The sequence below is a fragment of the Rhodococcus artemisiae genome (assembly GCF_036327795.1).
Classification (GTDB): domain Bacteria; phylum Actinomycetota; class Actinomycetes; order Mycobacteriales; family Mycobacteriaceae; genus Rhodococcus; species Rhodococcus artemisiae.
In genome coordinates, this window is the sequence record NZ_JAUTXY010000013.1 from 90,002 (window position 1) to 115,425 (window position 25,424).

The window sequence follows — 25,424 nt, forward strand, 5'->3', positions numbered from 1 at the left end:
CGCTTTCCGATGGCTGACGCTTCACCGATCATCCCCGCCGATCTCAAGCCCGCAGACGGCCGCTTCGGCTGCGGCCCCTCCAAGGTCCGCCCCGAGCAGCTGCAGTCGCTGGTCGACGTCGGCGCTTCGGTGTTCGGCACCAGCCACCGCCAGAAGCCCGTCAAGGACGTCGTGGCTCGTGTTCGCTCCGGCCTGCGCGATCTCTTCTCGCTGCCCGAGGGCTACGAGGTCGTCCTCGGCAACGGCGGCACCACCGCGTTCTGGGATGCCGCAGCATTCGGCCTGGTCCGCGAGCGTTCGCAGCACTTCACCTACGGCGAGTTCTCGTCCAAGTTCGCGACGGTCACGAAGAACAACCCGTTCATCGGCGATCCGGTCGTCGTGAGCGCCGATCCGGGCTCGGCTCCCGAGATCGTCGCCGACTCGTCCGTCGACCTGATCGGCTGGGCACACAACGAGACCTCGACCGGTGTCGCTGTGCCGGTGTCGCGTCCCGCGGGCTCCGACAACGCGCTGATCGCGATCGACGCCACGTCGGGCGCGGGTGGCCTGCCCGTGAACATCACCGATGCCGACGTCTACTACTTCGCGCCGCAGAAGTGCTTCGCGGCCGACGGCGGCCTGTGGATCGCGCTGATGAGCCCGGCTGCGCTCGAGCGCGTCGCCGAGATCAAGGCGTCGGGCCGGTTCACGCCGGAGTTCCTGTCGCTGCCGATCGCCGTCGACAACAGCAGCAAGGACCAGACCTACAACACGCCGGCGCTGGCCACGCTGCTGCTGTTCGCCGATCAGATCGAGTGGATGAACCGCAACGGTGGGCTGGACTGGACGGTCGCGCGCACCAAGGATTCGTCGTCGCGTCTGTACGAGTGGGCCGAGGCGTCCGAGTTCGCCACGCCGTTCGTCACGGATCCGGCTCTGCGGTCGCAGGTCGTCGGTACGGTCGATTTCGCCGAGTCTGTCGATGCAGCACAGGTCGCGACGATCCTGCGGACCAACGGAATCGTCGACACCGAGCCCTACCGCAAGCTCGGCCGGAACCAGCTGCGCGTCGGCATGTTCCCGGCGATCGACCCCGAGGACATCACGCAGCTGACCAAGAGCATCGACTGGGTCGTCTCCCAGCTCTGACTCCCTCGCAGCTCTGATCGCTGTTCGCAGCGTTCGTTCGAGGGCCGGACCCACAGGGTCCGGCCCTCGAACCATCCGTTGAAACTCTCAACCATACATCGAGACATAATCGGCAAACCTAGGACGATAACGCCTCAGGCCGGAATTCTTGTGATTCGGCTCGGCGTGGCGCGGCGTGTCCACCTCCCGGATCGAGGACAACTCCGATAATCTCGGGCCAGTCGATCGCGAGCCGGCGCGAGGAGGTCAGTGTGCGAGAACTGAAGGTGGTGGGTCTCGAGCCGGATGCCAAGCATGTCGTGCTCGCGGATCCCACAACGGGGGACAAGTTCCGCATTCCGGTCGACGACACACTCCGCGCCGCATCGCGCGGCGACCTCGCCCGACTGGGGCAGATCCAGATCGAAACCGCCAGCACCCTCCGTCCGAGGGAGATCCAGGCCCGCATCCGGGCCGGCGCATCCGTCGAGCAGGTTGCCGAGGAAGCCGGCATCCCGATCTCGAAGGTCGAGCGATTCGCCTATCCGGTGCTGCTCGAGCGTTCCCGCGCGGCCGACATGGCGCAGAAGGGGCATCCGGTCCGCCCCGACGGCCCCACCGTGCAGACACTCCTCGAGATCGTCACGCAGGCGTTCCGCTCACGCGGACACAACCTCGACGACGCGACGTGGGATGCATGGCGCGACGACGACGGGCACTGGGTCGCCCAACTCGAGTGGCAGGCCGGTCGTTCCACCAATGCTGCACACTGGCGCTATCAGCCGGATGCGCACGGTGGCACCATCTCCGCGCTCGACGACATCGCCGCCGACCTAGTCGACCCGGATTGCGGTCGCCCCCTGCGTTACCTGACGCCGGTGTACTCGTCACGCGACACCGACGACACGGTGGAGACCGAGATCGAGACCGAACGGTTCGTCGCCGCACCGGCCGAGACGGTCGTCATCGACCGGCAACCGGAACCCGCCGACGACGAGACCGCCGCAGCAGAGACGGGCCGGACGATTCCCGCCGCCACCGAACCCGACACCGACGCACAGCGAGGCGCGGCCGCGTCGGCCAAGTCGGCCGCGAACCCGAGCAAGGACAAGCGCGGCAAGCCCGCGCTGCCGTCGTGGGACGACGTACTGCTGGGCGTCCGCAGCAACGGACGCGCCTGAGGGCCGACGCCGATGGCGGCGGTCGTGTCGACGCTCTGGTACGTCGACGCCCCGGATCCTGCTGCAGTACTGCGTAATTCGACCCCCGACCGCGACACAGCGCACGCGCTGCTCGCGCGGCTGTACCCCGATCGACATGCCACTGTGGGCGGCCGCGCGACACTCGCGCAGGTGGCTGCAGGAATGGGGCCGGACGACGCGGAGTTCGACGACAACACAGTCTTCGTCGGCAGCTTCCCCGGTGTCACCGTGGTGTGCAGCCGCGACCTCGTCCACCGCCGTCCCTCGGCGGTGGGTGAGGACTGGCTGCACACACTCGCGTCCGAGAACACCTACCTGATCGTGTCCGACGCCGCCGGAGGGTGGGGGTCGTTCGGGGCGTGGGAGCGCGGCACACTCCGACGCGCGTTCGGGGCTGGCGCTATCGAGTTCTACGAAGACGAGGGCATTCCGTTCGTATGGGAACGTCCGTACTGGTCGGGCCAGCATCCCATGCGGTGGCCGGCGGGCTCCGTTCCGCATCCGGAAGCGCTGCCGTTCCATCCACGCCGCCTCGTCGAAGCCGCAAACGCCGCGTGGCTCGGGTTCCGGTATGTCGGTCGCGCCGGCGACGAACCCGAAGCGGGCGACATCGACGTGTGGAGTTTCACCCTGCACCCACCGGGAGAACCCGCACCGACTGCCGCACCGACCGCGCAGCAGACCACCCGCCCCTGGTGGCGTCGCGCGGTGGGCCTGTAGGTCAGGCCACGCTCATCCGAACAACAGCACAGCCCACGCCACAGGCACAGCGGTAGCTATGCCCAGCGCCACCCACCGCCACACCGCTCGCCGTCGCCATACCAGAAGGGTCGGCGCGGCTCCCGCGACGGCCACGATATTGACGAGCACCGCCACCGCGGGATGAATGTCGGCGAGGACCTCCCCGATCGCGACGAACGCGACTGTAGTCATCGCAAAGACGAATGCGGCCAGCGACAGCCCCGTCGACCACGGGGTCGGCGAGGGCACGGACGTCGCACTCATCCGGGAATCCGCACTCGCTCGTAGAACGCCATCGCCGCAGCCGTCGCCACGTTGAGCGAATCGGTGCCCGGCGCCATCGGTATTCGGGCGCGTACATCGGTGGCGCGCATGGCCTGCTCGGTCAGCCCCGGTCCTTCCGCACCGAGCAGCAACGCCACCTTCTCCCCCGTCATCGCCTCGGCGAGCGGCATCGCCTCCGGATTCGGAGTCAGCGAAATCAGCTGGAATCCACGGTCACGCAGCGTATCGAGGTCGTGGGGCCACTGGTCCGCGTGCGCGAACGGGACGCGCAGGACATGCCCCATCGACACCCGTACAGCGCGCCGATACAGCGGATCGGCGCAGCCCTTACCGAACAGCACTGCGTCGACACCGAGCCCTGCCGCATTGCGGAACATCGAACCGATGTTCTCGTGATCGTTGACTCCTTCGAGCACCGCAACGGTGGTGGCCTTCTCGATCACCTCGACGACGTCGAGCGGCTCGGGCCGATACGCGACCCCGAGCACGCCGCGGTTGAGGTGGAAGCCGACCACCTCTGCCATGACGTCCGCGTCGGTCCGGTAGTACGGCACGTCCGGCGACAATCCCGCCCACCCGGTGTCGCGCAGGTCGTCGGCGAGTTCACCGAGACGGCGATCGACACCGAGCATGGCATGCAACGGGAATCGGGAGTCGAGCATGCGCTGCACGACCAGCACGCCCTCGGCGACCACCAGCCCCTTTCCACCGGGAAGATCAGGACGCCGATCCGAGGAGTTGAGGTCGCGGAAGTCGTCCAGCCTGGGATCGGCGGGATCGTCGATGTCGATGACGTGAACCACGGCAACATTCTCCCAGCCGGAGACACGATCGCCGCATCGGACTCGACTAGTCTTCCTCGGCCACCAGCTCCGTCAGGATGACGACCGCCTCGCGCAAGGTGGCGATGGCGTCGTCGTCGAGTTTCGTGAGTCGTTCGGTCAACCACTCTTCGCGCGCCTGGTGCTCGTCGGCGAGCAGGCTGTCTCCCGCGGACGACAACTTGACGATGATCTGCCTGCCGTCGGTGGGGTGCGGAGTGCGCTCCACCAGGCCGAGTTCGTTCAGCGATGCGATCACACGGGTCATCGACGGGGGCTGAACCCGTTCGCGGGACGCGAGCCCGCCGGGGGTCATCGCTCCTTCCGTCCGCAACGTCTGCATGGCCGACAGTTGTGTCAGAGTGACTCGGGAATGGCTGCGCTGTCCCCGTAGATGACGCGTCAAACGCACCACAGCAAGCGCGAGGTCGCCTGCGAGTGCCCGTGTGTCCGAGATCATGGCGAGCACAATACGGGACAGACCGGACCTTCGACCCAGCGCTGTGTCAGGTGAGCAGTTCTGTGAGCGGGTCGACGGAGAAATACAGCGCGAACAGCGCCGCCACGACCCACAGCAACGGATGGACGGTGCGCGCCTTGCCGCTCACCGCATGGAGGACGACCCAGGTGATGAAGCCGACGCCGATGCCGTTGGCGATCGAGTAGGTGAACGGCATGGCCATGATCGTCAGGAACGCGGGGAGAGCGACCTCGAACTTCTTGAAGTCGATGTCGCGGACCTGACCGATCATGAGCGCACCGACAACGACGAGCGCGGGTGCCGCAGCCTCGATCGGCACGACCTCGTAGAGCGGCGTCAGGAACATCGCAAGCAGGAACATCAGTCCGGTGACGACGTTGGCGAGGCCGGTGCGGGCCCCTTCCGCGATGCCCGACGCGGACTCGACGAACACAGTGTTCGACGATGCGGAAGCTCCACCACCGACGATGGCGCCGGCGCCTTCGACGACGAGGGCCTTGCCGATTCCCGGCAGGTTGCCGTCCTTGTCGGTGAGGTCGGCTTCCTTGCCGAGGCCCGTCATGGTGCCCATGGCATCGAAGAAGTTGGCGAGCACGAGAGTGAACACGAGCAGCGACGCGGCGATCACGCCGATGCGGGTGAACGCGCCGAACAGGTTCACATCACCCACCAACGCCAGGTCGGGGATGCCGATGAAGGATTCGGGTGCTGCGGGCAGGCCGAGATTCCAGCCCTTCGGGTTGGTGCCCTGCGACGGCCCGACCTCCGCGACGGCCTCGACGATCATCGCGAGGATCGTGGTGGCGACGATGCCGATGAGCAGGCCACCCCGCACCTTCCGAACCACGAGAACACCCATGAGCAGCACACCGACGACGAAGACGAAGGTCGGCCACGACGCGATGGAACCGTCGATGCCCAGTCCGACGGGGACGGTGGTGCCGGCCGCGTCGGGGATGCGCCGCACGAATCCGGCGTCGACCATGCCGATGAACGCGATGAACGCGCCGATACCGGCAGCGATCGCCGCCTTGAGCTCCCGCGGGATCGCGTTGAACACGGCGGTGCGGAAACCCGTGAGGGCGAGCACCACGATGATGATGCCGTCGATCACGACCAGGCCCATCGCCTCGGGCCACGTAACCTGAGGAGCGATCGTCACCGCGAGCAGGCTGTTGATTCCCAGGCCGGCGGCGATCGCGAACGGGTAGTTCGCGACCACACCGAAGATGATGCTCATCAGACCGGCCACGAGTGCGGTGACCGCGGCAACCTGGTTGACCGGCAGGATGTTGCCCAGGACGTCGATCTTCGCGGTCGCGTCGTCGGCGGAGAAACTGCCGAGAATCAGGGGGTTGAGGACCACGATGTACGACATCGCGAAGAACGTGACGAGTCCGCCACGCACCTCCCGCGAGACCGTCGAACCTCGTTCGCTGATCTTGAAATACGCATCCAGGAAGGATGATCTCTTGGAATCGGTTCCTACGGCCATGTCCACTTTTTCCGCTCGTCGAGTACGGTGCGTCGCAACGGGTGAAGATTATTGCAGCGGCGACGATCTAATCTGCAATTCGTGAGAGACACCGAATCCATCACCGAGCGGATCCGCCTGTTGGCCGATCCGCGGCCCGTACTTGCAATCGGGACTGCGTTCTGGGCGATCGCCGCGCTCGTTGTCCTGCTCGTCGGCGACCGATGGTCGGATGTACTGCCCGTGTGTATCGCCGGAATCATCGTGGGACTCTTGGGAACTACGCTGTTCCTGGTTCAGAGGTCGGCGGCGCGCCGCGGGAGGCGGGGAGCCCAGGTGGGCCTGGACTGAGCACAGCGGTTCGTCACGCAACGGAGCTAGGGGCGTGCCCGCCTGCCTTGTATCCACGTGATCAACCACACCCACAGCAACGCCCAGCCGACACCGAGAACCCACCCGGCGAGGACATCGGTCAACCAGTGCGCCGCGAGGTACACGCGGCTCAGCCCCACCGATACCGTGTAGGCACCGAGGCCGACAATTGCAGCGGTTCTCCGACGGTCGCCCCGGGGCCAGGTCCGCATCGCGACGGCCGCGAGGGTCGTCGCGATCACCGCGCTCATCATCGCGTGCCCCGACGGGAACGACCACGTGGCGAGGTCCATCAGTCGATCGGGCTCGGGCGGGCGCGTCCGAACGGCGAGATTCTTGATCGCCGTCATCACGGGCCATCCCGTGGCCACCGCTCCCCCGACGAGTAACGCGTCGGCCGGCCTGGATGCGCGCAACAGGAACACCACCGCAATCGTGGCGATCACCGCGTTCGCGACCCCGCCACCGGTGTGAGTGATCACCGTGATCGCCGTGGTGAGCTCCGGACTGCGAATGCCGACGACCCAGTCGAGCGTCGCTTCGTCGACCGTCACGAGTTTCGGGACAACCCGGCGAGTGCGTCCAGCAGACCGAGACGCGTGGAATGAACGGTGCCGGACGCATCGATCCACCACGGCACCTCGCGGTCGCCGGTGATCGCGCCGGTGCAGCGCACTGTGAGCTGCTCGTGCACCACCAGTGGCTGCCCCGGCAGCGGCAGCCCCGACGTCACCGAAGCGAGGACCGCGTCCGGTTCACGCCGCCAGGTCGTAGCCCGGCCCGGCCCGGTCGGCTCGCCGGCTATCACGGCCGACGCCGCGGCGATGTCGAGGAGTTCGGCGAGCGCGGCCGCGGCGGCGTGGTCGACGACGACCAGCCGGTCGGCCGGGATCACCGAAGCGAACCAGGGCAGATCCGGCACGAGTGCGTCTGTGGCATCGACGACGGCCCCCGCCAGGCTGCGGACCCCGGCGGGCAGGATCACGCTGTCGAGATCGACGGTGCCGGCGGCGTAGGAACGCGCGAGTGCGGTGTGCGCGGCGACGACGGCGGCCGGGTCGGGGCGACGCCCCGGGTCTGCGAGCCGATCGAGCAGGATCTCGGCGAGGTGGGCGTCGTCGATCCCGGTTCCGGCCAGGCACGTGCGGAACGCTCCCGCGTCGGGATGTGTGCACGGATCGAGCAGGCCCTCGAAAGCGACGTCATCCACGTACCGCAGGTGACCGAGCGGCTGATCGCCCAGGACGGCGTAGTTGCGCAGCCACCACGCGGTGTAGCCGTCGCGGTCGGTGAGTGTCGCGGCGGTGTCGGGTTCCACGGCCAGCAACGCGAGGGCCCGGTCCCAGCGGGTCTCGTCGACGAGGTCGAGATCGCGCACCGCGACGAGCGTCTCGGGATCGGTGCCGACGGTCTGCCACCAGGTGTCCTCATCGGGCAGGTCATGGTCGGGGCCGGTCGGTAGCTCGGCGCGCAGCACGGTGAAACCCCACCCGACCCCGATCGCGCGCAGGGCATCCGCGCCGTACTTCTCGACGAGATCCGTGTCCACGGTGCCGAACGGCGAATCCTCGACGAGGACCTCCGCGAGAGGCGCGCCCGGGAGAAGCAGCTCGTCTGCGGGGACGAGTTCACCGCCCGTGTCGGGCAACAGCAGCATCCCGAGTTCACGGGGCACAGCCGCGGCAGGGACCTTCGCGACGAGCGTCAACACGACGGCGGCGAGGTCCTCCGCCGCCTGGTCGTCGGGATCGTGGTGCACATCGTCGATGGCTGCGGCGAGCGCCGGATCGCCGAGCAGGTCTTCGGCGGTCACGGAGCCGGCGCCGAGTCGGGTCAGCAACGGGTGTGCCGCGTCGGGATGCACAAGACGGACCCACGGCAACGCGACGGAGCCGAGGTCGTGCAGGACCGTGGTCCGAGGACCGGTCACGGTCCGTCCATCGGACAGAGGCACGGGGAGCGCCGCGAGCTCCTCCGCGGTGACGGCATCGACGACCAGCGGGGTCAGCGCCTCGTACAGCCGGTGCCACCAGGCCGGTTCCCGCGAGTGTCCGGCGAGCAGATCGGCGACCCGAGCGAGGCCGATACGATGCACGTCGACGGAAGCGAGCGTCGCCGCATGGCGCGGTGAACACAGCGTCGGGGAGATGAGGCCAGGAACGACCTCGTCGAGTGCTTCGGCCAGGGCATCGTCGAGTCCGGTCAGCGCCGCCGCGCGGTCCGGCGCCAGGTCGTCTCCGCCGTCGGCCGCAGGGAGCCACCGATTGCGCCGTAGCTCCTCGAACAGCGCTTCCCGGATGCGGCCGTCGACCTCGCTACGCGCGAAACCCGGTGTCGGCACCAGCGCGAGTCGCTGATCGCTGGGCAATGCCGCGACGAAGTCGGCGTATCCCTGAACGAGATGCTCGACCGGCGCGCCCGGCAGCATCCGCCGGCGGTCCGGTTGCATCGGAACGTCGGCGACGACGAGCACCGGCAACGACAGTTCCTCGTCCGACCGGGTGGGTGCGCGGAGCACGTCATCGCCGACCGGCCGGACCACGCCGCCCAGGACAGGCACGAGCCATCGGGCCGAAGGTCCGCGATGCTCCCACCAGCAGTGATCTCCGATGCGTAGTTCCCTCAGCCCGGACTCGAGAACGCGTTCGGCACGGACGAACTCGTCCTCGTCGATCACGATCGTCTGCAATGCGGGCAATTCGAGCAGCAGATCGATCGCCTCACGGCGGAAATCATCGAGCAGCGTCTCGGCGTCGATTCCGAAACGGACATCGAGCACTACCTCGGTGTCGTTCCCCACGGACGGCGGGGTCGTGCTCGGCCATGCCAGGCGCAGTGTCGGCACACTGCCGTCGGGTACGGCCAATCCGTGTTCGTCCAGGACATTGCGGGTCTGTGCAGCGGAGAACCTGATCGACCCGGTGCGCGACCGCACCTCCACCTCGTCGGAAATTGCGAGGACCGCGGTGAATCCGACACCGAATCTCCCCACGCCACCGGTCTTGCTCGACGCACGCAACGCGGTCAGTGCCTGGACACCGGTTTCGTCGAGGGGCGCTCCGGTGTTGGCGATGTGCAGGCAGGTTCCGACCCGCCACACCCGCAGCGTGCCCGGAATTCCGGCACGACTCGCAGCATCGGCCGCGTTCTGCGCCAGCTCGGTCAGAACCCGGTCGCGGTATCCGGTGCGGACGAGATCCGCTTCGGTGGCGACGTCCTCGCGCAGGCGCGTCGGTGACGATCGCCACGCGGCCACGAGACCGTCACGTAGCGCCGCGGTACCGAACGGATCCGCGGTGTCCGAGACGTGCACGTCAGTCGGTCTGTTCCGACTGTGCGTTCTCGGTTGCGGCAGCACTCTCGGTCTGCTCCAGAGTGGCGTTCTCGGTCTGCTCCGCGGTGGCGGCAGGAAGCTCGACGATCTCGACAGCCCCATCGTCGTACGCATCGAACTGCGGCGAACCCGCACCGGTGGGCAGGGTGGTATCGGAGTGCGCACCGCAACCGAATTCGGCGTGCACGACATGACCGTCGGCGGCGAATTCGTTTCCGCACACACCGAACGCTGCCCGCAGCGATCCCGCCAGCGGCAGATAGAACCCGCACAGCATGCACGTCGACGGTGCCGACTTGGCCATCTCCGAGTGGGGCCCGTACTCGCCGTCGAACCACCGCTGCGCTGCGTCGAGCCGGCCTTCGAGGCTCATCACCTGCTTGCGGCCGAGCCCGATCTCACCGGCAGTCTCGTCGACGTCGGGATCGCCGGAGGCGGTGTATCCCGGCACGAGCCGCTCGTCGTCCGGTGCGGGAGCCAGCAGGTCGCCGGGGCCCAGGTCGCCGGGCCGGATCCGTTCGTTCCACGGCACCCATTCGGGCGCGACCAACGACTCGGGGCCCGGCAGCAATACGAGTTCACTGACGGTGACGTGGTCGGATTCGGGCGCCGCGGCCACCACTACGGCCCACTGCCAGCCGTGATATCCGGCCAGGTCGGCCGCGAAGCGGTGTGTTGCTGCGCATTCGTCCTCGGCGGTGACGCCCAGATAGGCGCCGACGACACCCTCCCCGAGCTCGTTCAGGGCAGCCCGAGCGACCTCGACGGCCTCAGCGAGCACCGATCGGACGGCCGGATCCACCGAAGGAACCGTTCCGAGGGCAACGGCAGAAGATACAACGCTCACGAGCACCATTGTGCCGGACCGATGCCCCGGCGTGGTGCCCGGCCATGAGAAGACACATGAGACGGCTGAGAAGAAACAGTCGAAGACAACAGGAAGATGGACCCATGAAGCGTCGACCGGCCACCTTCGCGCTCGCCCTCACCCTCCTGACCGCGGGTTGCGGCGACACCGTTGTCGACGAACCCGGGCCACCGGCAGACGAACTACGCGTCGAGATCGTCGCGGAGCATCCCCACGATCCGTCGGCGTTCACCCAGGGCCTCGAACTGGACGACGGTGAACTGTTCGAGGGCACCGGGCGCGAGGGGTCGTCGTGGGTGTCGGCTCGCCCGCTCGACGCACCCACCGAACGCACCCGGGTGCCACTCCCCGACGACATGTTCGGCGAGGGCATCACCGTTACCGACGGGGTGGTGTGGCAGCTCACATGGAAAGACGGCGTGGCGTTCGTCCGCGACCGCGACAGCCTCACGGAGCGGCGACGGATCGACTACGACGGTGAGGGCTGGGGTCTGTGCGACCAGCCCGACCGCCTGGTGATGAGCGACGGCTCCGCAGACCTGACGTTCCGAGACCGCGACACCTTCACCGAGCTGGGGCGGGTCACCGTCCACCGCAACGGTCGTGCGATGTCGAACCTGAACGAGCTCGAATGCACCGACGACGGCGCCGTCTACGCGAATGTGTGGAAGACCGAGGAGATCGTACGGATCGACCCCGAGACCGGTCGGGTCGGCGCAACGATCGACGCGTCCGCGCTGCTCGACCGGCTCTCCGACGCCGATCGGAACGATGTCGACGTCTTGAACGGGATCGCCCACATCCCGGGCACGGATCGTTTCCTCGTGACGGGCAAGTTGTGGCCGACGCTGTTCGAAGTCCGGTTCGTCCCCTGACGATGGCACGCACCGCGTGCGCGACGATGGCACGCACCGCGTGCGCGACTCGGCACAGCGAGCAACACGACAACCGGCCCGACTCCACAACCACTGCGCAGTGGTGAAGAATCGAAGGGTGACCGAACGGGAAGAGCGACCTGCCGACAAGGCGGATGATCGTGCCCCGGGCTCTCGGCATCCGGGGTACAGCAACTATCCGCCGCCTCGCCGTGTCTCAGCGCGCCGCACACCGTTGCCTCCATTGCATCCGATAGACGAGTCGCAGCGCTCGGGCCCGGAAGGCACGGACGCACCCGCGGCAGCGAAGGGCTCCGGGCCGTCGAAGGATTCGTCCGACCCCAAGGACGACCGGTCGGGCGACAGCAGCCGGTCGAGTGACAACAGTCGGCCCAGTGACCACCGGGGGCCCAGGGCACCGCGGATGCCCCGCAAGCTGACGGTGACGCGGGTCGCGGCATTTCGAAGCCGGGAGCTCACCCACAAGGGCATCGCCACTTTCCGTCGCGCCGCGACCGCCGATGGCGCCGACAAGTCCGGTCTCACGGCACTGACGTACGCGACCATGGCGAACTTCGCCGCCGACGCCGCGATGGCGGTGGCGTTGGCGAACACCCTGTTCTTCTCGGCCGCGACCGGTGAGGACAAGACGAAGGTCGCGCTGTATCTCCTCATCACGATCGCGCCGTTCGCCGTCATCGCTCCGTTGATCGGTCCGCTCCTGGATCGGCTCCAGCACGGCCGTCGCGTGGCACTGGCGACGTCGTTCGGGTTGCGGACCGTCCTCGCTGTCATCTTGATCTTCAACTTCGACAGTTGGGCGTTGTATCCCGCGGCGCTGGCGATGATGGTGCTCAGTAAATCCTTCGCGGTACTCAAATCCGCGGTCACGCCTCGTGTGCTGCCACCTGAGATCGACCTCGTGCGTGTCAACTCCAGACTCACCGTGTTCGGCCTGGTCGGAGGCACACTCGGTGCCGGCGCGATTGCCGGCGCGGCGGCATGGGCGTTCGATTCGGCCGGTGCGCTGTGGCTGTGCGCCGCGATCACCGTCTTCGGCGCGTACCTGAGCATGCGGATCCCGGCATGGGTCGAGGTCACCGAGGGCGAAGTGCCCGCGACACTGTCGTACCACGGATCCGATGCCCGCACCGAGATGCTCGATACCAAGACCGAGGTGATCACCACCAACGGCAAGAGTCGGTATCCACTCGGTCGCACGGTCGTCACTGGACTGTGGGGCAACGGCACCATCCGGGTACTCACCGGCTTCCTCACCCTGTTCATCGCGTTCGTGGCGAAGAGCGCCACCGAGCAATCGCCGCTCATGCAGGCGGCGATGCTGGGTCTCGTCGGCGCGGCCGCCGCGATCGGAAACTTCGCGGGGAACGCGACCGGTGCGCGGATGGCTCTGGGTCGGCCCGCTCTCATCATCGTCAGATGTGCTGCTGCCGCGGTCATCGTGGCGGCGATCGTCGCCGCGACCGACAACGTGCTCGCCGCCGCGTTCGCCGCCTTGGTCGCCGCATGCGCCAGTGCGCTGGCGAAAGTGTCGCTGGATGCCTCGCTACAGCAGGATCTGCCCGAGGAATCCATCGCATCCGGATTCGGCCGGTCGGAAACCGTCCTTCAGCTGAGCTGGGTTCTGGGCGGCGCCATGGGGGTTCTGCTGCCCACCGAGCTGTGGATCGGATTCTCGGTGGTGACGGTGGTACTGGTTCTCGGTTTCACCCAGACCCTGCTCACCTACCGTGGAAAGACGTTGCTGCCCGGCCTGGGCGGCAGGAGGCCCGAGCATGCCTCCACCGAAACTGCCGACGAGCGCCGAAAGCGCGCGGACGGGCAGCCGACACGAAATGGGAGCCGATGAATCTGCAAGCCCGGACGAAGAAGGCGATCGCGCTGATCGTGGTAGTCCTGGTGGTGGTCGCCGTGGGTATCGGCGCAGTGGTGTGGGCACTCGTCGACTCGGCCGAGCCGCGACTGCCCGAGATCACCGCCTACGGAGACGGCAACTCGGTCACGGTCTCCCCGACACAGCACTGCAACGTGAACCTGGAGGACTGCGTCGAGAACCCCATCACCCAGCTCTCCGTCCGCGCCGGATATCCGCTTCAGTTGTCGCTGCCGTCGGAGATCTCCGATGCACCGTGGCGTCTGATCGCCGTGTACGGCGATCTTCAGACGGGTGAGACGTTCCTCGACGGCATCATGGTCGAGCCGGGCCAGCGGAGCGCGATCACCGTGCCGAGCGATCCCAACCTGCAGTTGCTCGGCGTGGAGGTCCAGCTGCCCTCCGCGGTGGTAGACGAAGCGGGCGAGCCGATCGCTCACGCCGTGTGGGCCGTCCAGACGTTCTGAGCCCACTCCCCCGCGGCCCTCGCACCGAGGTCGACAATGCGGAATGCCGTATCCGATTCGATCGGATACGGCATTCCGCTTTGTCCTGGTGGACTGTCTCAGTGATCGAGCTCGCGGGCGATAGCGCGCATGACTTCGGAGATCCGCTGCCCCGCCTTGCGGTCCGGGTAGCGCCCACGCTGCAGGTCGGGCTGAACCGCGACCTCGAGGAGCTTGATCATGTCCTCGACCATGCCGTGCAACTCGTCGGGTGAGCGTCGCTCACGCGCCGGTGCCTCACGCCGCCCGGCCTGCTGCCGCAGCGACGGCTTCTCGAGCAACTCGACCTTGAGAGCCTGGGGTCCGCGACGACCGACGGCCATCCCGAATTCGACGCGCTGGCCCGCTTTGAGGCTCTCGATGCCCTCGGGGAGGGCCGACGCGCGCACGTAGACGTCCTCGCCTTCATCCTGAGACAGGAAGCCGAAGCCCTTCTCGACGTCGTACCATTTCACCTTGCCGGTCGGCACCGCGCTCACCTGCTCCTGGACGGCCGTGCCCGAGGGCACGATATGGACATGCAAAACAACGCGCCCCAAACTCATCGAGCGGGACGCGCAGACGAGTTTCAGTGTACCCCGACGCACATACCGTCCCCGACCGCCGGCGGCTACCGTAGACGCCGTGGGTAACTCTTCTTCCGATTCTGCTCGTGCACCCCGCAAGGGCCTGCTCAACGCCGCTATCGTGTGCTTCGCCGTAGGCATCGCGGCGGTGGTCGCGATCTTCCTGACGCCGGCCCTCACCGACGGTAAGCCGGGTCTCGCCCTGTTCCTGCTCACTCTCGCGTGGCCGCTCGGTTTCGCGCTGGCCATCGCGTTCGCCTTGCAATCGGGTCGACGCTCGAAGGGCGGTAACGGCTCATGAGGGTAGTTCTCAACATCATCTGGCTGATTTTCGGCGGCCTGTGGCTGGCCCTCGGATACTTCCTCGCCGGCATCATCTGCTGCATCCTCATCATCACGATCCCGTTCGGCATCGCCTCGTTCCGGATCGGCGTCTACGCACTGTGGCCGTTCGGGAAGACAACGGTCGACAAGCCGACCGCTGGGGCGGGTTCACTGATCGGAAACGTGATCTGGATCGTGGTCGCCGGCATCTGGCTGGCCCTCGGACACATCACGACAGCGATCGCCATGGCGATCACGATCATCGGCATTCCGCTCGCGATCGCGAACCTGAAGATGATCCCGATCTCCCTTATGCCGCTCGGGAAAGACATCGTTCCTGTCGACGCGCGCCCGACATGCATGTGACCTTAATCACGTAACGAGCTGATAACAGCGGTGGCTCGAAACGGCTTTGAGGGTCGACTCGCGCGACTACCAGCGAGTTCGCTGTGACATAGCCCCAGCACAGCCCCGAGTCCGCAAACGGTCGCGCGTTATCAATTGGTGACACTCGCCCATCCGAACCGTTACCGTCGTCATCGGTCGGACCGCCTGGTCCAACCAACCCGGGCCCGCCGCGCCAAATTCCTGTCCCGCGGAAGTCCGGTTATCCCGACAAACGATCCACGAGGGACAGGAAACGGGGGACCCAACCGGTCTCCCTCGGAAGCACCCGGCCCCGCCGGTCGCTTCCTCGGAGGCCCGGCCGGCCGCCCACGCGACAGGCCTTGGGGTGAAGCCGGAACGCTCGACGAGCGCAACGGCCGGACTACCTCTTCAGTCCGAACCCGACAGCTGACCTCGTAGGCGCGTGCGGAGAGGAAACGGAACCGACATGAGCGGACGCCATCGCAAGCCCACCAACACCGGCCGGACCGTCGCGAAGTTCGCGCTGACCGGCGCCGTCCTCGGCGTCACGGGTGTTGCCTTCAGCGGCACCGCCGCCGCAGCCCCCGACTCCGATTGGGACCGCCTCGCACAGTGCGAGTCCGGCGGAAACTGGGCCATTGCCACCGGCAACGGCTACCACGGCGGCCTGCAGTTCTCGCCGAGCACCTGGAACGCCTACGGCGGCCAGGAGTACGCACCCACCGCCAACCAGGCCAGCCGCGACCAGCAGATCGCCGTCGCCGAGCGTGTCCTCGCAGGCCAGGGCTGGGGCGCATGGCCGTCCTGCTCCTCGAGCCTGGGGCTGTCCAGCGCTCCGACCCAGCGTGACGCCCCGAGCGCTCCCGCTCAGTCCACGCCCGCGCCGGTCACCGAGAACCGTCAGGTTCCGCAGCTCCCCGAGACTCCGGCGCTGCCCGCCGAGGCCCAGGGCATCATCGAAGGCTTCGAGCAGGGCGTCGACGCACTGCAGGCCGCCGGTATCGCGCTCGACCCCGCCGTCCTCGACGCGGTCCGCGCAGTTCTGCCCCAGTAGGCAGCACACCCAGCTACAGCAAGAACCCCGCACCGGATTCGGTGCGGGGTTCTTGTTGTCGGGAGTGCGACAGTCGAGGAAGACTCGATGTCGAGGAACTCAGCGGTTGATGACGGTGCGCGGGTGCGTGTACGGAAGCTCGTCCGCCGGGACCGGGAACACGGCGTCCTCGCCGTACGGGGAGAGCGGACCCGAACGTGTCGACGACAGTTCGGTGACCGCATGGTCGCCGTCTGCCAACTCCGGCCATCCGCGATCGACGTAGAGGTTCTTCGATTTGTCAGCCATGACGCTCATTTTGGCAGGTGAGTTCGTCTCAGGCCATCTCAGGTCTCTAATCTGGACCGGATGACACCCACCACGCCCGCCCCCGACACCGGATCGGACTCGCTCGCCCGGTGGCTGTCCGATCGCCGCGACACGGAACTCGTCGCTCTCCTGCGCTCGAGACCCGATCTGGTGGTGCCCCCACCCGCGACGATGAGCGTGCTTGCGAATCGCGCGCGCCAACGCGCGTCGGTGTTCCGCGCCGCGAACGACTTCACCACCGCCGAGTTCGGGATCATCGAGGCATTGGCCCGTCTCGGGGCCGTCGACGACGGGGTAGCGAGGAAGACACTCGTCGACGATCTGCGGGGACGCATCACCGCCAGGGCTGTCGATCGGATTCTCGACCGGCTGCGCTCCGTCCTCCTGGTGTGGGACACCCCCGACGGTCTGCGTCTCGTCGCGGCCGCCGTGGAAGCCGTGCCGTGGCGGGTCGGACGCACACCCGAGACGGACGCGTTCACCCGCGAGGAGCTCGATGTGGTCCTCGCCGCTCTCGACCCCGCACAGCGCAGCATTCTCGACACCCTGGCACGTACATCGCCGATCGGGCGCACCCGCGACGCCGCGCCGGGCTCCGACGAGACTCGTCCCGTCCAGAAGCTCCTGGCAGCCGGCCTGCTCACCCGCATCGACGACGAGACCGTCGAGCTTCCCCACCGGGTCGGGCAAGCCCTGCGCGGCGAAGCACCGTTCGATCCGGCGTCGCTGACTCCGCCGAGTTTCAAGGCGAGCACCAAGGCTGCCCCGGATACCAACAGCACCGCTGCCGGCGCCGCCCTGGAGCTGCTGCGCCACTGCGAGGACCTGATCACCGCGCTGGGCCGGCAGCCCGCCCCCGCGCTGCGCTCCGGCGGCCTGGGGGTCCGCGAACTCCACCGGCTCGCGAAATCCCTCGACCTCACCGACGACCACACCGCATTACTTGTCGAGGTGCTCGCGGCGGCGGGACTCATCGCGCGCGGAAATCCCGACCCCGCCCCACCCGGCGACATCGACGACTACTGGGCTCCCACCACCTCGGCCGACGGATGGCTCACCGCGCACACCGCGCATCGCTGGGCGGTGCTCGCCGGCGCGTGGCTCGACGCACCACGTCGACCGTGGCTGATCGGGCGCCGTGACCAGAACGACAAGCCGATCGCAGCGCTGTCCGACGAGGTGAACTCTCCTACCGCGGCCTACGACCGCAGACTGCTCCTCGAGGTCCTGACCGACCACGTCGCGCCGTCCACAGCCGAAGTGCAGGCCATCGTGGCATGGCGGCGGCCCCGGTCGGCCGGCCACTTCGGCCACGAGACGGTGACCGAGACGATCCGCGAGGCCACCGCACTCGCGCTCGTCGCCCACGACAACCTCAGCTCCCCCGGTAAAGCCCTGATCCACGGCGGCGACGCCGACACCGAGATGGCGAACGCGCTCCCCGAGCCAGTCGACTACGTCCTCGTCCAGGCGGACCTCACCGTCGTCGCCCCCGGCCCCCTCGTCCCGGAACTGGCCGGGCGGGTTGCACTGGTCGCCGACGTCGAATCGGCCGGCGCCGCCACGGTCTACCGGATCAGCGAGGGCAGCGTGCGCCGCGCGCTCGACGCGGGCGTCGGCGCAGGCGAACTGCACGCGCTGTTCTCGGCTCACTCGCGCACCCCGGTCCCCCAATCACTGACGTACTTGATCGACGACGTGGCGCGCCGACACGGTCGCCTGCGCGCCGGTATCGCGTCGTCGTTCGTGCGCGCCGACGATCCGGCGCTGCTCGCGGAGGTGCTTGCGGCGCCGGTCGCCGCAACGTTGGCGTTGCGTGCGGTCGCGCCGACGGTCGCCATCTCACAGGCACCCCTCGCAGAGGTGCTCACCTCGCTGAGGGAAGCGGGCTTCGCACCGGCGGGAGAGGATGCGTCGGGTGCAGTACTGGATCTGCGCCCGCGCGGCGCGCGGCTGGTCGTACCGCGGTCGCGTCCCCGATACACCGGTCCCCTGCCACCCAACGACGAACAGCTCGAGACGCTCGTACGCACCCTGCGTGCGGGCGATCGTGCCGCCTCCGCCCCGGCGAGCACACCGGTACGCGGAGACGGCAGCCGCACGGGCGGAGCCGCCACGATGGCGCTGCTGCAGCTGGCAGTGCACGCCAAGCGCAGCGTGACCCTCGGTTACGTAGATGCGCAGGGCACCGCGACCCGGCGCATCGTCGATCCGGTCAGTGTCGCGGGCGGGCAGCTCGAAGCATTCGATCCCGCGACCGGCTCGGTCCGCAGTTTCGTGCTCCACCGCGTCTCGTCGGTCGCGCTCGTGGACTGAACCCGTCGCTCGTTGTCACGTGGCAGACGCCGCCACTCGTATGTTCGCGTCGACCACGAACTGGTTGTCGGGGCGCGGTAGTCCGTAGTGGCCACGCAGGGTCGTCTCGGTGTAGTCGGTACGGAACAGTCCGCGCTCCTGCAGGATCGGCACCACGCGGTCGACGAAGAGCTCGAGCCCGGACGGCAACACCGCCGGCATGATGTTGAATCCGTCGGCGGCGCCGCTGCGGAACCAGTGCTCGATCGTGTCGGCGACCTGCTCGGCGGTGCCGGCGAAGGTGCGGTGCCCTCGACCGCCACCGAGGCGCGCGATCAGCTCGCGCACCGTCAGATTCTCGCGGCGGGCGAGCTGCACGATCAGCGTGTAGCGGCTCTTTGCCCCCTCGATCTCGTCCTCCGACGGAAGGTCCTCCGGCAGTTCCCGGTCGAGATCGAGTTCCTCGGGCGCGAGCCCGAAACGCTCTGCGAGCTGGGCTCGCGCGTACTCCGGTGAGATGAGCCGTGCAAGTTCGGCATCGAGCTCGCGAGCGTGCTCCTCCGTGTCGCCGATGACGGGCACGATGCCCGGGAGGATGAGCACCTGGTCGGGATTGCGTCCCACCTTCGCGACCCGGTCCTTGACGTCGTCGTAGAAGGCCTTGCCTTCCTCGAAAGTGGGCTGTGCCGTGAAGATCGCCTCCGAGTAGAGCGCGGCGAAGTCCTTACCGTTCTCCGATGATCCGGCCTGCACGAGCAGCGGGTATCCCTGCGGCGACCGGGGAACATTGAGCGGCCCTGCGACCTTGAAGAACTCCCCGTCGTGGTCGAACCGATGGACCTTCGCCGAATCGGAGTGGACCGCAGATTCCTTGTCGGCGACGATCGCGTCGTCCTCCCAGCTGTCCCACAGCTTCGTGGAGACCTCGACGAACTCCGCGGCGCGCTGGTAGCGGGTCTTGTGGGCGGGCACACCATCGAGGCCGAAGTTGCGGGCCGCGTCGTCACCCGCGGTGGTGACGATGTTCCAGCCGGCCCGTCCCCCGCTCACGATGTCGAGGGACGCGAAGCGGCGCGCGAGGTTGTAGGGCTCGTTGTAGCTCGTCGATGCCGTTGCGATCAAACCGATCTTCGACGTCGCTGCTCCGATGGCCGTCAGGATGATCGTCGGTTCGAGCTTGCCGGAGGGGCGCCGCTCGGGAACCCCCATCAGAACGGGGCTGTCGGCGAGGAACACCGAGTCGAACTTCCCGCGCTCGGCAGTCTGGGCAAGCGAGATGTAATGGCCGATATCGAGGTTCGCGTTCGGGTCGCTCTCGGGAAGTCGCCACGCGGCCTCGTGATGCCCGATCGGCATCAGGAAGGCATTGAGGTGAAGGGTACGGTCCTCAGGCGTATTTGTCATCAATTCTCCTGTTGTGAAAGGGTTTCGACGCCTAGAGCGCCGAGGAGGGTGTCTCTGATCTGACGGAAACCGGGATCGTCGAATGATCGGGGCTTCGGAAGGTCGATGATCCTGTCGACCTCGATTCGCCCCTCGTGCAGTACCACGACGCGGTCGGCGAGCACGATCGCTTCGTCCACATCATGGGTGACGAGCAGGACGGTGGGCCGGTGCCTTTCGATCAGTTGGTCGAGGAGGCCGTGCATCTTGATGCGCGTCAGCGCGTCCAGGGCGCCGAACGGCTCGTCGGCAAGCAGAAGCCTGGGATCTCGCACGAGTGCGCGGGCCAACGCAACCCGCTGTTGCTCACCGCCCGACAGGTCGAGCGGCCACGCATCCTCGCGACCGGCCAGACCCACTTCGGCGAGAAGCGCACTTCCCTTCTCCCGGTCCTTGTGGCCGAGCCCGAGTGTCACGTTGTCGAGCACGCGGAGCCACGGAAGCAGTCTCGAATCCTGGAAGGCGACCGAAATCTCTTCGGGAACAGAAAGAGTTCCACCATGGACCTCGACGTCGTAGTCGAGGCCCGCAAGTGCGCGAAGCAACGTGGACTTGCCGGACCCGCTCTTGCCGAGCAATGCCACGAACTGTCCGTCGGGAATGTCGAGGTCGAGTTCGTCGAGGACATGCCTGTCGCCGAAACCGCGGATCAGACCACGGATCTGTACCGCGCTCATCCGCCGAGCGTCTTCCGCCAGGCGAGCGCACGCCGCTCGAGTGCGCGCAATCCGGCATCGGAGAGCAATCCGAACACGGCGTAGACGACGAGACCGACGAGGATGACGTCGGACTGACCGTAGTTCTGCGCGTTGTACATCATCTTGCCCAGGCCGGTGACGGCGTTGATGCCCTCGACCACGATGAGCGTGAGCCACGCCCCCGTGACGGACAGCCGAAGTCCGAGAAAGAACCCCGGCAGGGCACCGGGCAACACGACCTTGCGGATGAATGCGGCGCGGGAGAGCCTCAGGACCTCGGACAGTTCGACGTACCGCTGGTCGATGGCGGTCAGCGAGTTGTGCGTCTGGATGTACATGTGCACGACGACACCCAACGCGATGATCGTGATCTTGAAGGTCTCACCGATGCCGAGCCACAGGATCAGCAGCGGAATCAGACCGAGTGTCGGAATTGCACGTTTGACCTGGACGGGCCCGTCGATCAGCGCTTCGCCCGTGCGGGTGAGGCCGGACGCCAGGGCAAGAGCGGTACCGATCACCGCACCGATCACGAAGCCGAGACCGGCTCTGCCCAACGAGGTCAGGACGTGCTGTTGCAGGACACCGTCGGAGATGAGTTCGACTGCCGTGGACACGACCGTCCACGGAGCCGACAGTTTGCGTTCGTCGATCAATCCCGCAGCCGATCCGATCGCCCAGACTGCGAGCAGAACGACCACACCGGTCATACGGGAGAACGGGAATGCTTTGCGAAGACCCAGTCTTCGGATCGGTCGGATTCCGCCGACCGCCACGGGTTCGTGTGCGACCGTGTCTGGTCGGATGCCCGGCGGCTTGATCAGTGTTTCGGTCATGAATCCGCTCCTACGCGGTAGATTTCCGGAACAGATTCGTAGGCAACGGTTTCGAACCTGCGGTCGAACAGATCTTCAGCATCGATCTCGGAGAACCAGCCGCCCTCGGCGAGAATGTCTGCGGTTTCCTGTGTCCACTGGATGGCGTGGTCCCACGACGAGGGATACCGCGGCTCCTGACCGACCGAGTCGATGATGCGCTTGCCGTCCTCGAACGACACGCCTTCGGAATCGACGTAGTACGCCTGGATCCACTCGTCGGGGTTCTCCCAGGCCCACACCTCGCCCTGCGCCCATAGCGGGATGAACGACTTGATCGCGGCGGCCTTCGCGGGATCTTCGAGCACCGAGACCGGGGCCCAGAGCACCGACAGCGCATCCACCTCCGGTGTGACGATGCCACGCGCGCCCTCGTCGCCGTACTCGTCGAGGTACTTGGTCAGCGACGGCTCGCTCAGGGGCGCCACGTCGACCTGCCCGGATTGGAGCGCGGTGAGGAACTGAGTGCTGGGCAGCTCGACGATCTCCACTTCGTCGAATCCGATCCCGAGAGTCTTCAATGTCCGGAGCACGACGACGCCCTGCGCTTGCCCGGGCGAGACCGCGATCTTCCTACCTCGCAGATCGTCGAGCGACTCCACATCCGAACCGGGCGACGTCGCGAGCTCGTACTGAGCCTTGTCCTTCTCTTTTACCGCGACGATCTTGGCATCGAAGCCGGTGGCGGCGGCCTGGATCGGGGGCACTGCGGCGTTGGTCGCGAGATCGATCGCGTCACCGCGGAACCCCTGGATGACGTCGGGGCCCGCTGTGACTGTCGGCCAGTCCGACACAGTGAATCCCAGCTCGTCGATCAGACCGGAGGCCTCCAGTTGTGCCTTGGCGACCCTGGTGGCGACACTCAACGAGGTACCGGCAGGTACGTCGTCAGGAATCGGTGCATCTGCCGCGAGGCCGCCCCCTCCCGAGTCGGTGGCGCAGCCGGCGAGCACAAGGCCCGCTACCGCGGCAACCGCGAGTGCGTCCCGCGCTTTTCGAGCGCGGCCGAGTACAGCAGATGACATCTGGTCCCCCGAAGGTCGGTGTGTGGATCGTGTGACGGGCACGCTAACCGCGAGGATCGCTCCGGAACCATGGATAGGCGCTGCGTGAACTTAAGTCCCCTTTTCGCAAACTGGATTTTTCTGGAATTTGACGTATGGTGTGGTGCTGTTGAGTAATTGCCACTTCGAAACGAGGAGCGACAATGGCCGACAAGGGAAAAACACTCAAGAAACCGGCGCAGTCCGCGAAGGAACGTCGGGCAGAAAAACGACAGAAGGCCGCGGAGGCCGGAGAATTCATCCGCAAGCGGAAGCGGAGTTGAGACGGCGAACGCCATGAACACCGAGACTGCAGTGCTCGAGGCGCTGTACGAAAAGATCCGCGACCTCCCGATTCATTCTGTCGGTACCGATGCGCAAGGCAACGGATATCGAGCCGCCCTGGCCCGCGCACGAGTGTTCGTTCTCGACGAACGAGCCGGAGTGATCAGAGCACCGGCATGAGATAAGAAGACGGTATGAAATGAAAAGGACGCTGCATGCCCTGGACAGAATTCAGGAAAGGCTCGAAGGGGAATTGGATTCCGTAACGGTCTCCTCGGAAAAAGAAGTCGGATATCGATCCGGAATTTCGGAGGCACTCGTGTGCGTGATGGAGGTGCGCCGATCGCTGACGAACTGACCGAGCGGTGTATCGACACTGCTGTGGTGTCGACACTGCCGTGGTGTCGACACGGCTGTGGTGTCGACACGGCTGGGGTCGGAACTGGTGATGTCCGGACGCATGGGCGGCGCGCAGGTGGCGCGCCGCCCTCCGCATCTGGACAATGGAAGAGTTCTACTTTCTCTCACCAGGAGGCTTCGTGGCCGACGGACCGCTCATCGTCCAGTCCGACAAGACCGTGCTGCTCGAGGTCGACCACGAGCAGGCGAATGCAGCCCGGCAGGCCATCGCTCCCTTCGCGGAACTCGAACGTGCGCCCGAGCACGTCCACACCTACCGGGTCACGCCGCTGGCGCTGTGGAACGCACGCGCAGCCGGCCACGACGCCGAGCAGGTCGTCGATGCACTGGTCACCTATTCCCGCTTCGCCGTACCGCAGCCGCTGCTCGTCGACATCGTCGACACCATGGGCCGGTACGGACGCCTGCAACTGGTGAAGAATCCCGCCCACGGGCTCACGCTGGTCAGCTTCGACAATGCGGTGCTCGCCGAGGTGATGCGCAACAAGAAGATCGCCCCCATGCTCGGCGCACGCATCGACGACGACACCGTGATCGTGCATCCCAGCGAACGCGGTCGCCTCAAGCAGATGCTGCTCAAGGTGGGCTGGCCCGCCGAGGACCTCGCCGGGTACGTCGACGGCGAGGCGCACAGCATCGCCCTCGACTTCGAGACACGTCCGTGGCACCTGCGCGACTACCAGGAAATGGCCGCGAGCTCCTTCTGGGACGGCGGTTCGGGTGTCGTCGTACTCCCCTGCGGTGCCGGCAAGACGATGGTGGGCGCGGCCGCGATGGCGAAGGCCGGTGCCACCACTTTGATCCTCGTGACGAACACCGTCGCCGGACGGCAGTGGAAGCGCGAACTGATCGCCCGCACCTCGCTCACCGAAGAGGAGATCGGCGAGTACTCGGGTGAGAAGAAGGAGATCCGCCCGGTCACCATCGCCACCTACCAGGTGATCACCCGCAAGACGAAGGGCGAGTACCGCAACCTCGAGCTGTTCGACTCCCGCGACTGGGGGCTGATGATCTATGACGAGGTGCACCTGCTTCCGGCCCCCGTATTCCGGATGACCGCCGACCTGCAGTCCCGACGTCGTCTCGGCCTCACTGCCACGCTGGTCCGCGAGGACGGATGTGAAGGCGACGTGTTCTCACTCATCGGTCCCAAGCGGTACGACGCGCCGTGGAAGGACATCGAGGCGCAGGGCTGGATAGCCCCGGCCGACTGCGTGGAGGTGCGCGTGACGCTCACCGATGCCGAGCGAATGGCGTACGCGGTGGCCGAGCCGGAGGAACGCTACAAGCTGTGCTCGACCGCGCGCACCAAGAACGCAGTGGTCAAGTCGATCCTCGCCCGTCACCCCAACTCCCCCGCGCTCGTCATCGGCGCCTACATCGACCAGCTCGACGAGCTCGGTGAGGCCCTCGACGCCCCGGTCATCAAGGGCTCGACGCGCAGCAAGGAACGCGAGGTGTTGTTCGATCGCTTCCGCAACGGTGAGCTCGACGTCCTCGTCGTGTCGAAGGTCGCGAACTTCTCGATCGACCTGCCGGAGGCGTCGGTCGCGGTGCAGGTGTCGGGCACGTTCGGGTCGCGACAGGAAGAGGCACAGCGGCTCGGACGTCTGCTACGCCCGAAGCAGGACGGTGGGCAGGCGCACTTCTACTCCGTGGTCTCCCGCGACACCCTCGACGCCGAGTACGCCGCGCATCGTCAGCGCTTCCTGGCCGAGCAGGGCTATGCGTATCGGATCACCGACGCCGACGACCTGCTGGGTCCGCAGATCGGCTGACT

General features: G+C 67.0%; 26 protein-coding genes and 1 riboswitch. Of the genes, 13 read left to right on the forward strand and 13 right to left on the reverse strand.

Annotated elements, in window-relative coordinates; genetic code table 11:
- Positions 1-9 precede the first annotated feature (9 nt).
- From serC to Q7514_RS23670, 3 genes are all read left to right on the forward strand, one after another.
- Positions 10-1,131, forward strand: coding sequence for a phosphoserine transaminase (gene serC, locus Q7514_RS23660; RefSeq protein WP_330135701.1), 1,122 nt, complete (start codon positions 10-12; stop codon positions 1,129-1,131).
- 251 nt (positions 1,132-1,382) lie between these two features.
- Positions 1,383-2,291 carry a septation protein SepH gene (gene sepH, locus Q7514_RS23665; RefSeq protein ID WP_330135702.1) on the forward strand — a complete coding sequence of 303 codons (909 nt, stop codon included), beginning with the start codon at positions 1,383-1,385 and terminating at the stop codon, positions 2,289-2,291.
- 12 nt (positions 2,292-2,303) lie between these two features.
- Positions 2,304-3,032, forward strand: coding sequence for a DUF6928 family protein (locus tag Q7514_RS23670; protein WP_330135703.1), 729 nt, complete (start codon positions 2,304-2,306; stop codon positions 3,030-3,032).
- A gap of 12 nt (positions 3,033-3,044) precedes the next feature.
- On the opposite strand, the gene Q7514_RS23675 is transcribed toward Q7514_RS23670, so the two are convergent.
- The 4 genes from Q7514_RS23675 to Q7514_RS23690 are packed head-to-tail and all read right to left on the reverse strand — an operon-like array spanning position 3,045 to position 6,135.
- Positions 3,045-3,317 (reverse strand): DUF2537 domain-containing protein, encoded by a 273-nt coding sequence (locus Q7514_RS23675; RefSeq protein ID WP_330135704.1) that lies wholly within the window; start codon positions 3,315-3,317, stop codon positions 3,045-3,047.
- Positions 3,314-4,141: a TrmH family RNA methyltransferase gene (locus Q7514_RS23680; protein ID WP_330135705.1), complete on the reverse strand. Its 828-nt coding sequence runs from the start codon at positions 4,139-4,141 to the stop codon at positions 3,314-3,316. The genes Q7514_RS23675 and Q7514_RS23680 overlap by 4 nt, the downstream gene beginning before the upstream one ends.
- A 46-nt stretch (positions 4,142-4,187) precedes the next feature.
- A complete protein-coding gene (locus tag Q7514_RS23685) occupies positions 4,188-4,619 on the reverse strand; it encodes a MarR family winged helix-turn-helix transcriptional regulator (protein ID WP_330135706.1) in 432 nt (143 codons plus the stop codon).
- Between the two features lie 46 nt (positions 4,620-4,665).
- A complete protein-coding gene (locus Q7514_RS23690; protein ID WP_330135707.1) occupies positions 4,666-6,135 on the reverse strand; it encodes an NCS2 family permease in 1,470 nt (489 codons plus the stop codon).
- Between the two features lie 81 nt (positions 6,136-6,216).
- Between Q7514_RS23690 and Q7514_RS23695 the strand changes: the two genes are divergently transcribed.
- Positions 6,217-6,465 (forward strand): DUF2530 domain-containing protein, encoded by a 249-nt coding sequence (locus tag Q7514_RS23695; protein ID WP_330135708.1) that lies wholly within the window; start codon positions 6,217-6,219, stop codon positions 6,463-6,465.
- Between the two features lie 26 nt (positions 6,466-6,491).
- Here the strand turns inward: Q7514_RS23695 and Q7514_RS23700 are convergent, their stop codons facing one another.
- From Q7514_RS23700 to Q7514_RS23710, 3 genes are read right to left on the reverse strand one after another with little or no spacing between them, the layout of a single operon-like run.
- Positions 6,492-7,040 (reverse strand): phosphatase PAP2 family protein, encoded by a 549-nt coding sequence (locus tag Q7514_RS23700; RefSeq protein WP_330135709.1) that lies wholly within the window; start codon positions 7,038-7,040, stop codon positions 6,492-6,494.
- Positions 7,037-9,799 carry a sacsin N-terminal ATP-binding-like domain-containing protein gene (locus Q7514_RS23705; protein ID WP_330135710.1) on the reverse strand — a complete coding sequence of 921 codons (2,763 nt, stop codon included), beginning with the start codon at positions 9,797-9,799 and terminating at the stop codon, positions 7,037-7,039. The genes Q7514_RS23700 and Q7514_RS23705 overlap by 4 nt, the downstream gene beginning before the upstream one ends.
- 1 nt (position 9,800) lies before the next feature.
- A complete protein-coding gene (locus Q7514_RS23710; RefSeq protein WP_330135711.1) occupies positions 9,801-10,676 on the reverse strand; it encodes a DUF3027 domain-containing protein in 876 nt (291 codons plus the stop codon).
- A 95-nt stretch (positions 10,677-10,771) separates the two neighbouring features.
- Here Q7514_RS23710 and Q7514_RS23715 point away from each other — a divergent pair, with 95 nt between their 5' ends.
- The 3 genes from Q7514_RS23715 to Q7514_RS23725 all read left to right on the forward strand — a co-directional run bounded on the left by Q7514_RS23715 (position 10,772) and on the right by Q7514_RS23725 (position 13,924).
- On the forward strand, positions 10,772-11,563 hold the full coding sequence (locus Q7514_RS23715) for a glutaminyl-peptide cyclotransferase (protein ID WP_330135712.1): 792 nt from the start codon (positions 10,772-10,774) through the stop codon (positions 11,561-11,563).
- A 118-nt stretch (positions 11,564-11,681) separates the two neighbouring features.
- Positions 11,682-13,433 carry an MFS transporter gene (locus tag Q7514_RS23720; RefSeq protein WP_330135713.1) on the forward strand — a complete coding sequence of 584 codons (1,752 nt, stop codon included), beginning with the start codon at positions 11,682-11,684 and terminating at the stop codon, positions 13,431-13,433.
- A complete protein-coding gene (locus Q7514_RS23725; protein WP_330135714.1) occupies positions 13,430-13,924 on the forward strand; it encodes a DUF2771 domain-containing protein in 495 nt (164 codons plus the stop codon). Before Q7514_RS23720 ends, Q7514_RS23725 begins: the two co-directional genes overlap by 4 nt.
- A 98-nt stretch (positions 13,925-14,022) precedes the next feature.
- Here Q7514_RS23725 and Q7514_RS23730 read toward each other — a convergent pair whose 3' ends face one another.
- The gene (locus Q7514_RS23730; RefSeq protein ID WP_330135834.1) at positions 14,023-14,433 is read right to left on the reverse strand and encodes a cold-shock protein; all 411 of its coding nucleotides are present in this window, start codon (positions 14,431-14,433) and stop codon (positions 14,023-14,025) included.
- A gap of 154 nt (positions 14,434-14,587) precedes the next feature.
- On the opposite strand from Q7514_RS23730, the gene Q7514_RS23735 reads away from it, so the two are divergent.
- The 3 genes from Q7514_RS23735 to Q7514_RS23745 all read left to right on the forward strand — a co-directional run bounded on the left by Q7514_RS23735 (position 14,588) and on the right by Q7514_RS23745 (position 16,276).
- Positions 14,588-14,830, forward strand: coding sequence for a hypothetical protein (locus Q7514_RS23735; RefSeq protein ID WP_330135715.1), 243 nt, complete (start codon positions 14,588-14,590; stop codon positions 14,828-14,830).
- Complete coding sequence (locus Q7514_RS23740; RefSeq protein ID WP_330135716.1) at positions 14,827-15,219, forward strand: YccF domain-containing protein; 393 nt, start codon at positions 14,827-14,829, stop codon at positions 15,217-15,219. The genes Q7514_RS23735 and Q7514_RS23740 overlap by 4 nt, the downstream gene beginning before the upstream one ends.
- 218 nt (positions 15,220-15,437) lie before the next feature.
- A riboswitch (cyclic di-AMP (ydaO/yuaA leader) is annotated at positions 15,438-15,679 on the forward strand.
- 9 nt (positions 15,680-15,688) lie between these two features.
- Positions 15,689-16,276, forward strand: a complete 588-nt coding sequence (locus Q7514_RS23745) for a transglycosylase family protein (RefSeq protein WP_330135717.1) — start codon at positions 15,689-15,691, stop codon at positions 16,274-16,276.
- Between the two features lie 99 nt (positions 16,277-16,375).
- On the opposite strand, the gene Q7514_RS23750 is transcribed toward Q7514_RS23745, so the two are convergent.
- Positions 16,376-16,564 carry a hypothetical protein gene (locus Q7514_RS23750; RefSeq protein ID WP_132472358.1) on the reverse strand — a complete coding sequence of 63 codons (189 nt, stop codon included), beginning with the start codon at positions 16,562-16,564 and terminating at the stop codon, positions 16,376-16,378.
- A gap of 60 nt (positions 16,565-16,624) precedes the next feature.
- Between Q7514_RS23750 and Q7514_RS23755 the strand changes: the two genes are divergently transcribed.
- Entirely contained in the window at positions 16,625-18,901 is a 2,277-nt protein-coding gene (locus tag Q7514_RS23755) for a helicase-associated domain-containing protein (RefSeq protein WP_330135718.1), read from the forward strand.
- Between the two features lie 15 nt (positions 18,902-18,916).
- On the opposite strand, the gene Q7514_RS23760 is transcribed toward Q7514_RS23755, so the two are convergent.
- The 4 genes from Q7514_RS23760 to Q7514_RS23775 are packed head-to-tail and all read right to left on the reverse strand — an operon-like array spanning position 18,917 to position 22,921.
- Entirely contained in the window at positions 18,917-20,284 is a 1,368-nt protein-coding gene (locus Q7514_RS23760) for an LLM class flavin-dependent oxidoreductase (protein WP_330135719.1), read from the reverse strand.
- Positions 20,284-21,021 carry an ABC transporter ATP-binding protein gene (locus Q7514_RS23765; protein WP_330135835.1) on the reverse strand — a complete coding sequence of 246 codons (738 nt, stop codon included), beginning with the start codon at positions 21,019-21,021 and terminating at the stop codon, positions 20,284-20,286. The genes Q7514_RS23760 and Q7514_RS23765 overlap by 1 nt, the downstream gene beginning before the upstream one ends.
- Positions 20,997-21,857 (reverse strand): ABC transporter permease, encoded by an 861-nt coding sequence (locus Q7514_RS23770; RefSeq protein WP_330135720.1) that lies wholly within the window; start codon positions 21,855-21,857, stop codon positions 20,997-20,999. The genes Q7514_RS23765 and Q7514_RS23770 overlap by 25 nt, the downstream gene beginning before the upstream one ends.
- The gene (locus Q7514_RS23775; RefSeq protein ID WP_330135721.1) at positions 21,854-22,921 is read right to left on the reverse strand and encodes an ABC transporter substrate-binding protein; all 1,068 of its coding nucleotides are present in this window, start codon (positions 22,919-22,921) and stop codon (positions 21,854-21,856) included. The genes Q7514_RS23770 and Q7514_RS23775 overlap by 4 nt, the downstream gene beginning before the upstream one ends.
- Positions 22,922-23,236: 315 nt before the next feature.
- On the opposite strand from Q7514_RS23775, the gene Q7514_RS23780 reads away from it, so the two are divergent.
- Together Q7514_RS23780 and Q7514_RS23785 are read left to right on the forward strand one after the other, a co-directional pair.
- On the forward strand, positions 23,237-23,404 hold the full coding sequence (locus Q7514_RS23780; protein WP_199233246.1) for a hypothetical protein: 168 nt from the start codon (positions 23,237-23,239) through the stop codon (positions 23,402-23,404).
- Positions 23,405-23,763: 359 nt separating this feature from the next.
- Entirely contained in the window at positions 23,764-25,422 is a 1,659-nt protein-coding gene (locus tag Q7514_RS23785; protein ID WP_330135722.1) for a DNA repair helicase XPB, read from the forward strand.
- Positions 25,423-25,424 lie beyond the last annotated feature (2 nt).

Coding starts and splice junctions, on each gene's coding strand:
- serC (WP_330135701.1), top strand. CDS start 10: ATGGCTGACGCTTCACCGATCATCCCCGCCGATCTCAAGCCCGCAGAC.
- Q7514_RS23670 (WP_330135703.1), top strand. CDS start 2,304: ATGGCGGCGGTCGTGTCGACGCTCTGGTACGTCGACGCCCCGGATCCT.
- Q7514_RS23675 (WP_330135704.1), bottom strand. CDS start 3,317: ATGAGTGCGACGTCCGTGCCCTCGCCGACCCCGTGGTCGACGGGGCTG.
- Q7514_RS23685 (WP_330135706.1), bottom strand. CDS start 4,619: ATGATCTCGGACACACGGGCACTCGCAGGCGACCTCGCGCTTGCTGTG.
- Q7514_RS23690 (WP_330135707.1), bottom strand. CDS start 6,135: ATGGCCGTAGGAACCGATTCCAAGAGATCATCCTTCCTGGATGCGTAT.
- Q7514_RS23710 (WP_330135711.1), bottom strand. CDS start 10,676: ATGGTGCTCGTGAGCGTTGTATCTTCTGCCGTTGCCCTCGGAACGGTT.
- Q7514_RS23715 (WP_330135712.1), top strand. CDS start 10,772: ATGAAGCGTCGACCGGCCACCTTCGCGCTCGCCCTCACCCTCCTGACC.
- Q7514_RS23725 (WP_330135714.1), top strand. CDS start 13,430: ATGAATCTGCAAGCCCGGACGAAGAAGGCGATCGCGCTGATCGTGGTA.
- Q7514_RS23740 (WP_330135716.1), top strand. CDS start 14,827: ATGAGGGTAGTTCTCAACATCATCTGGCTGATTTTCGGCGGCCTGTGG.
- Q7514_RS23745 (WP_330135717.1), top strand. CDS start 15,689: ATGAGCGGACGCCATCGCAAGCCCACCAACACCGGCCGGACCGTCGCG.
- Q7514_RS23750 (WP_132472358.1), bottom strand. CDS start 16,564: ATGGCTGACAAATCGAAGAACCTCTACGTCGATCGCGGATGGCCGGAG.
- Q7514_RS23755 (WP_330135718.1), top strand. CDS start 16,625: ATGACACCCACCACGCCCGCCCCCGACACCGGATCGGACTCGCTCGCC.
- Q7514_RS23760 (WP_330135719.1), bottom strand. CDS start 20,284: ATGACAAATACGCCTGAGGACCGTACCCTTCACCTCAATGCCTTCCTG.
- Q7514_RS23770 (WP_330135720.1), bottom strand. CDS start 21,857: ATGACCGAAACACTGATCAAGCCGCCGGGCATCCGACCAGACACGGTC.
- Q7514_RS23775 (WP_330135721.1), bottom strand. CDS start 22,921: ATGTCATCTGCTGTACTCGGCCGCGCTCGAAAAGCGCGGGACGCACTC.
- Q7514_RS23780 (WP_199233246.1), top strand. CDS start 23,237: ATGAACACCGAGACTGCAGTGCTCGAGGCGCTGTACGAAAAGATCCGC.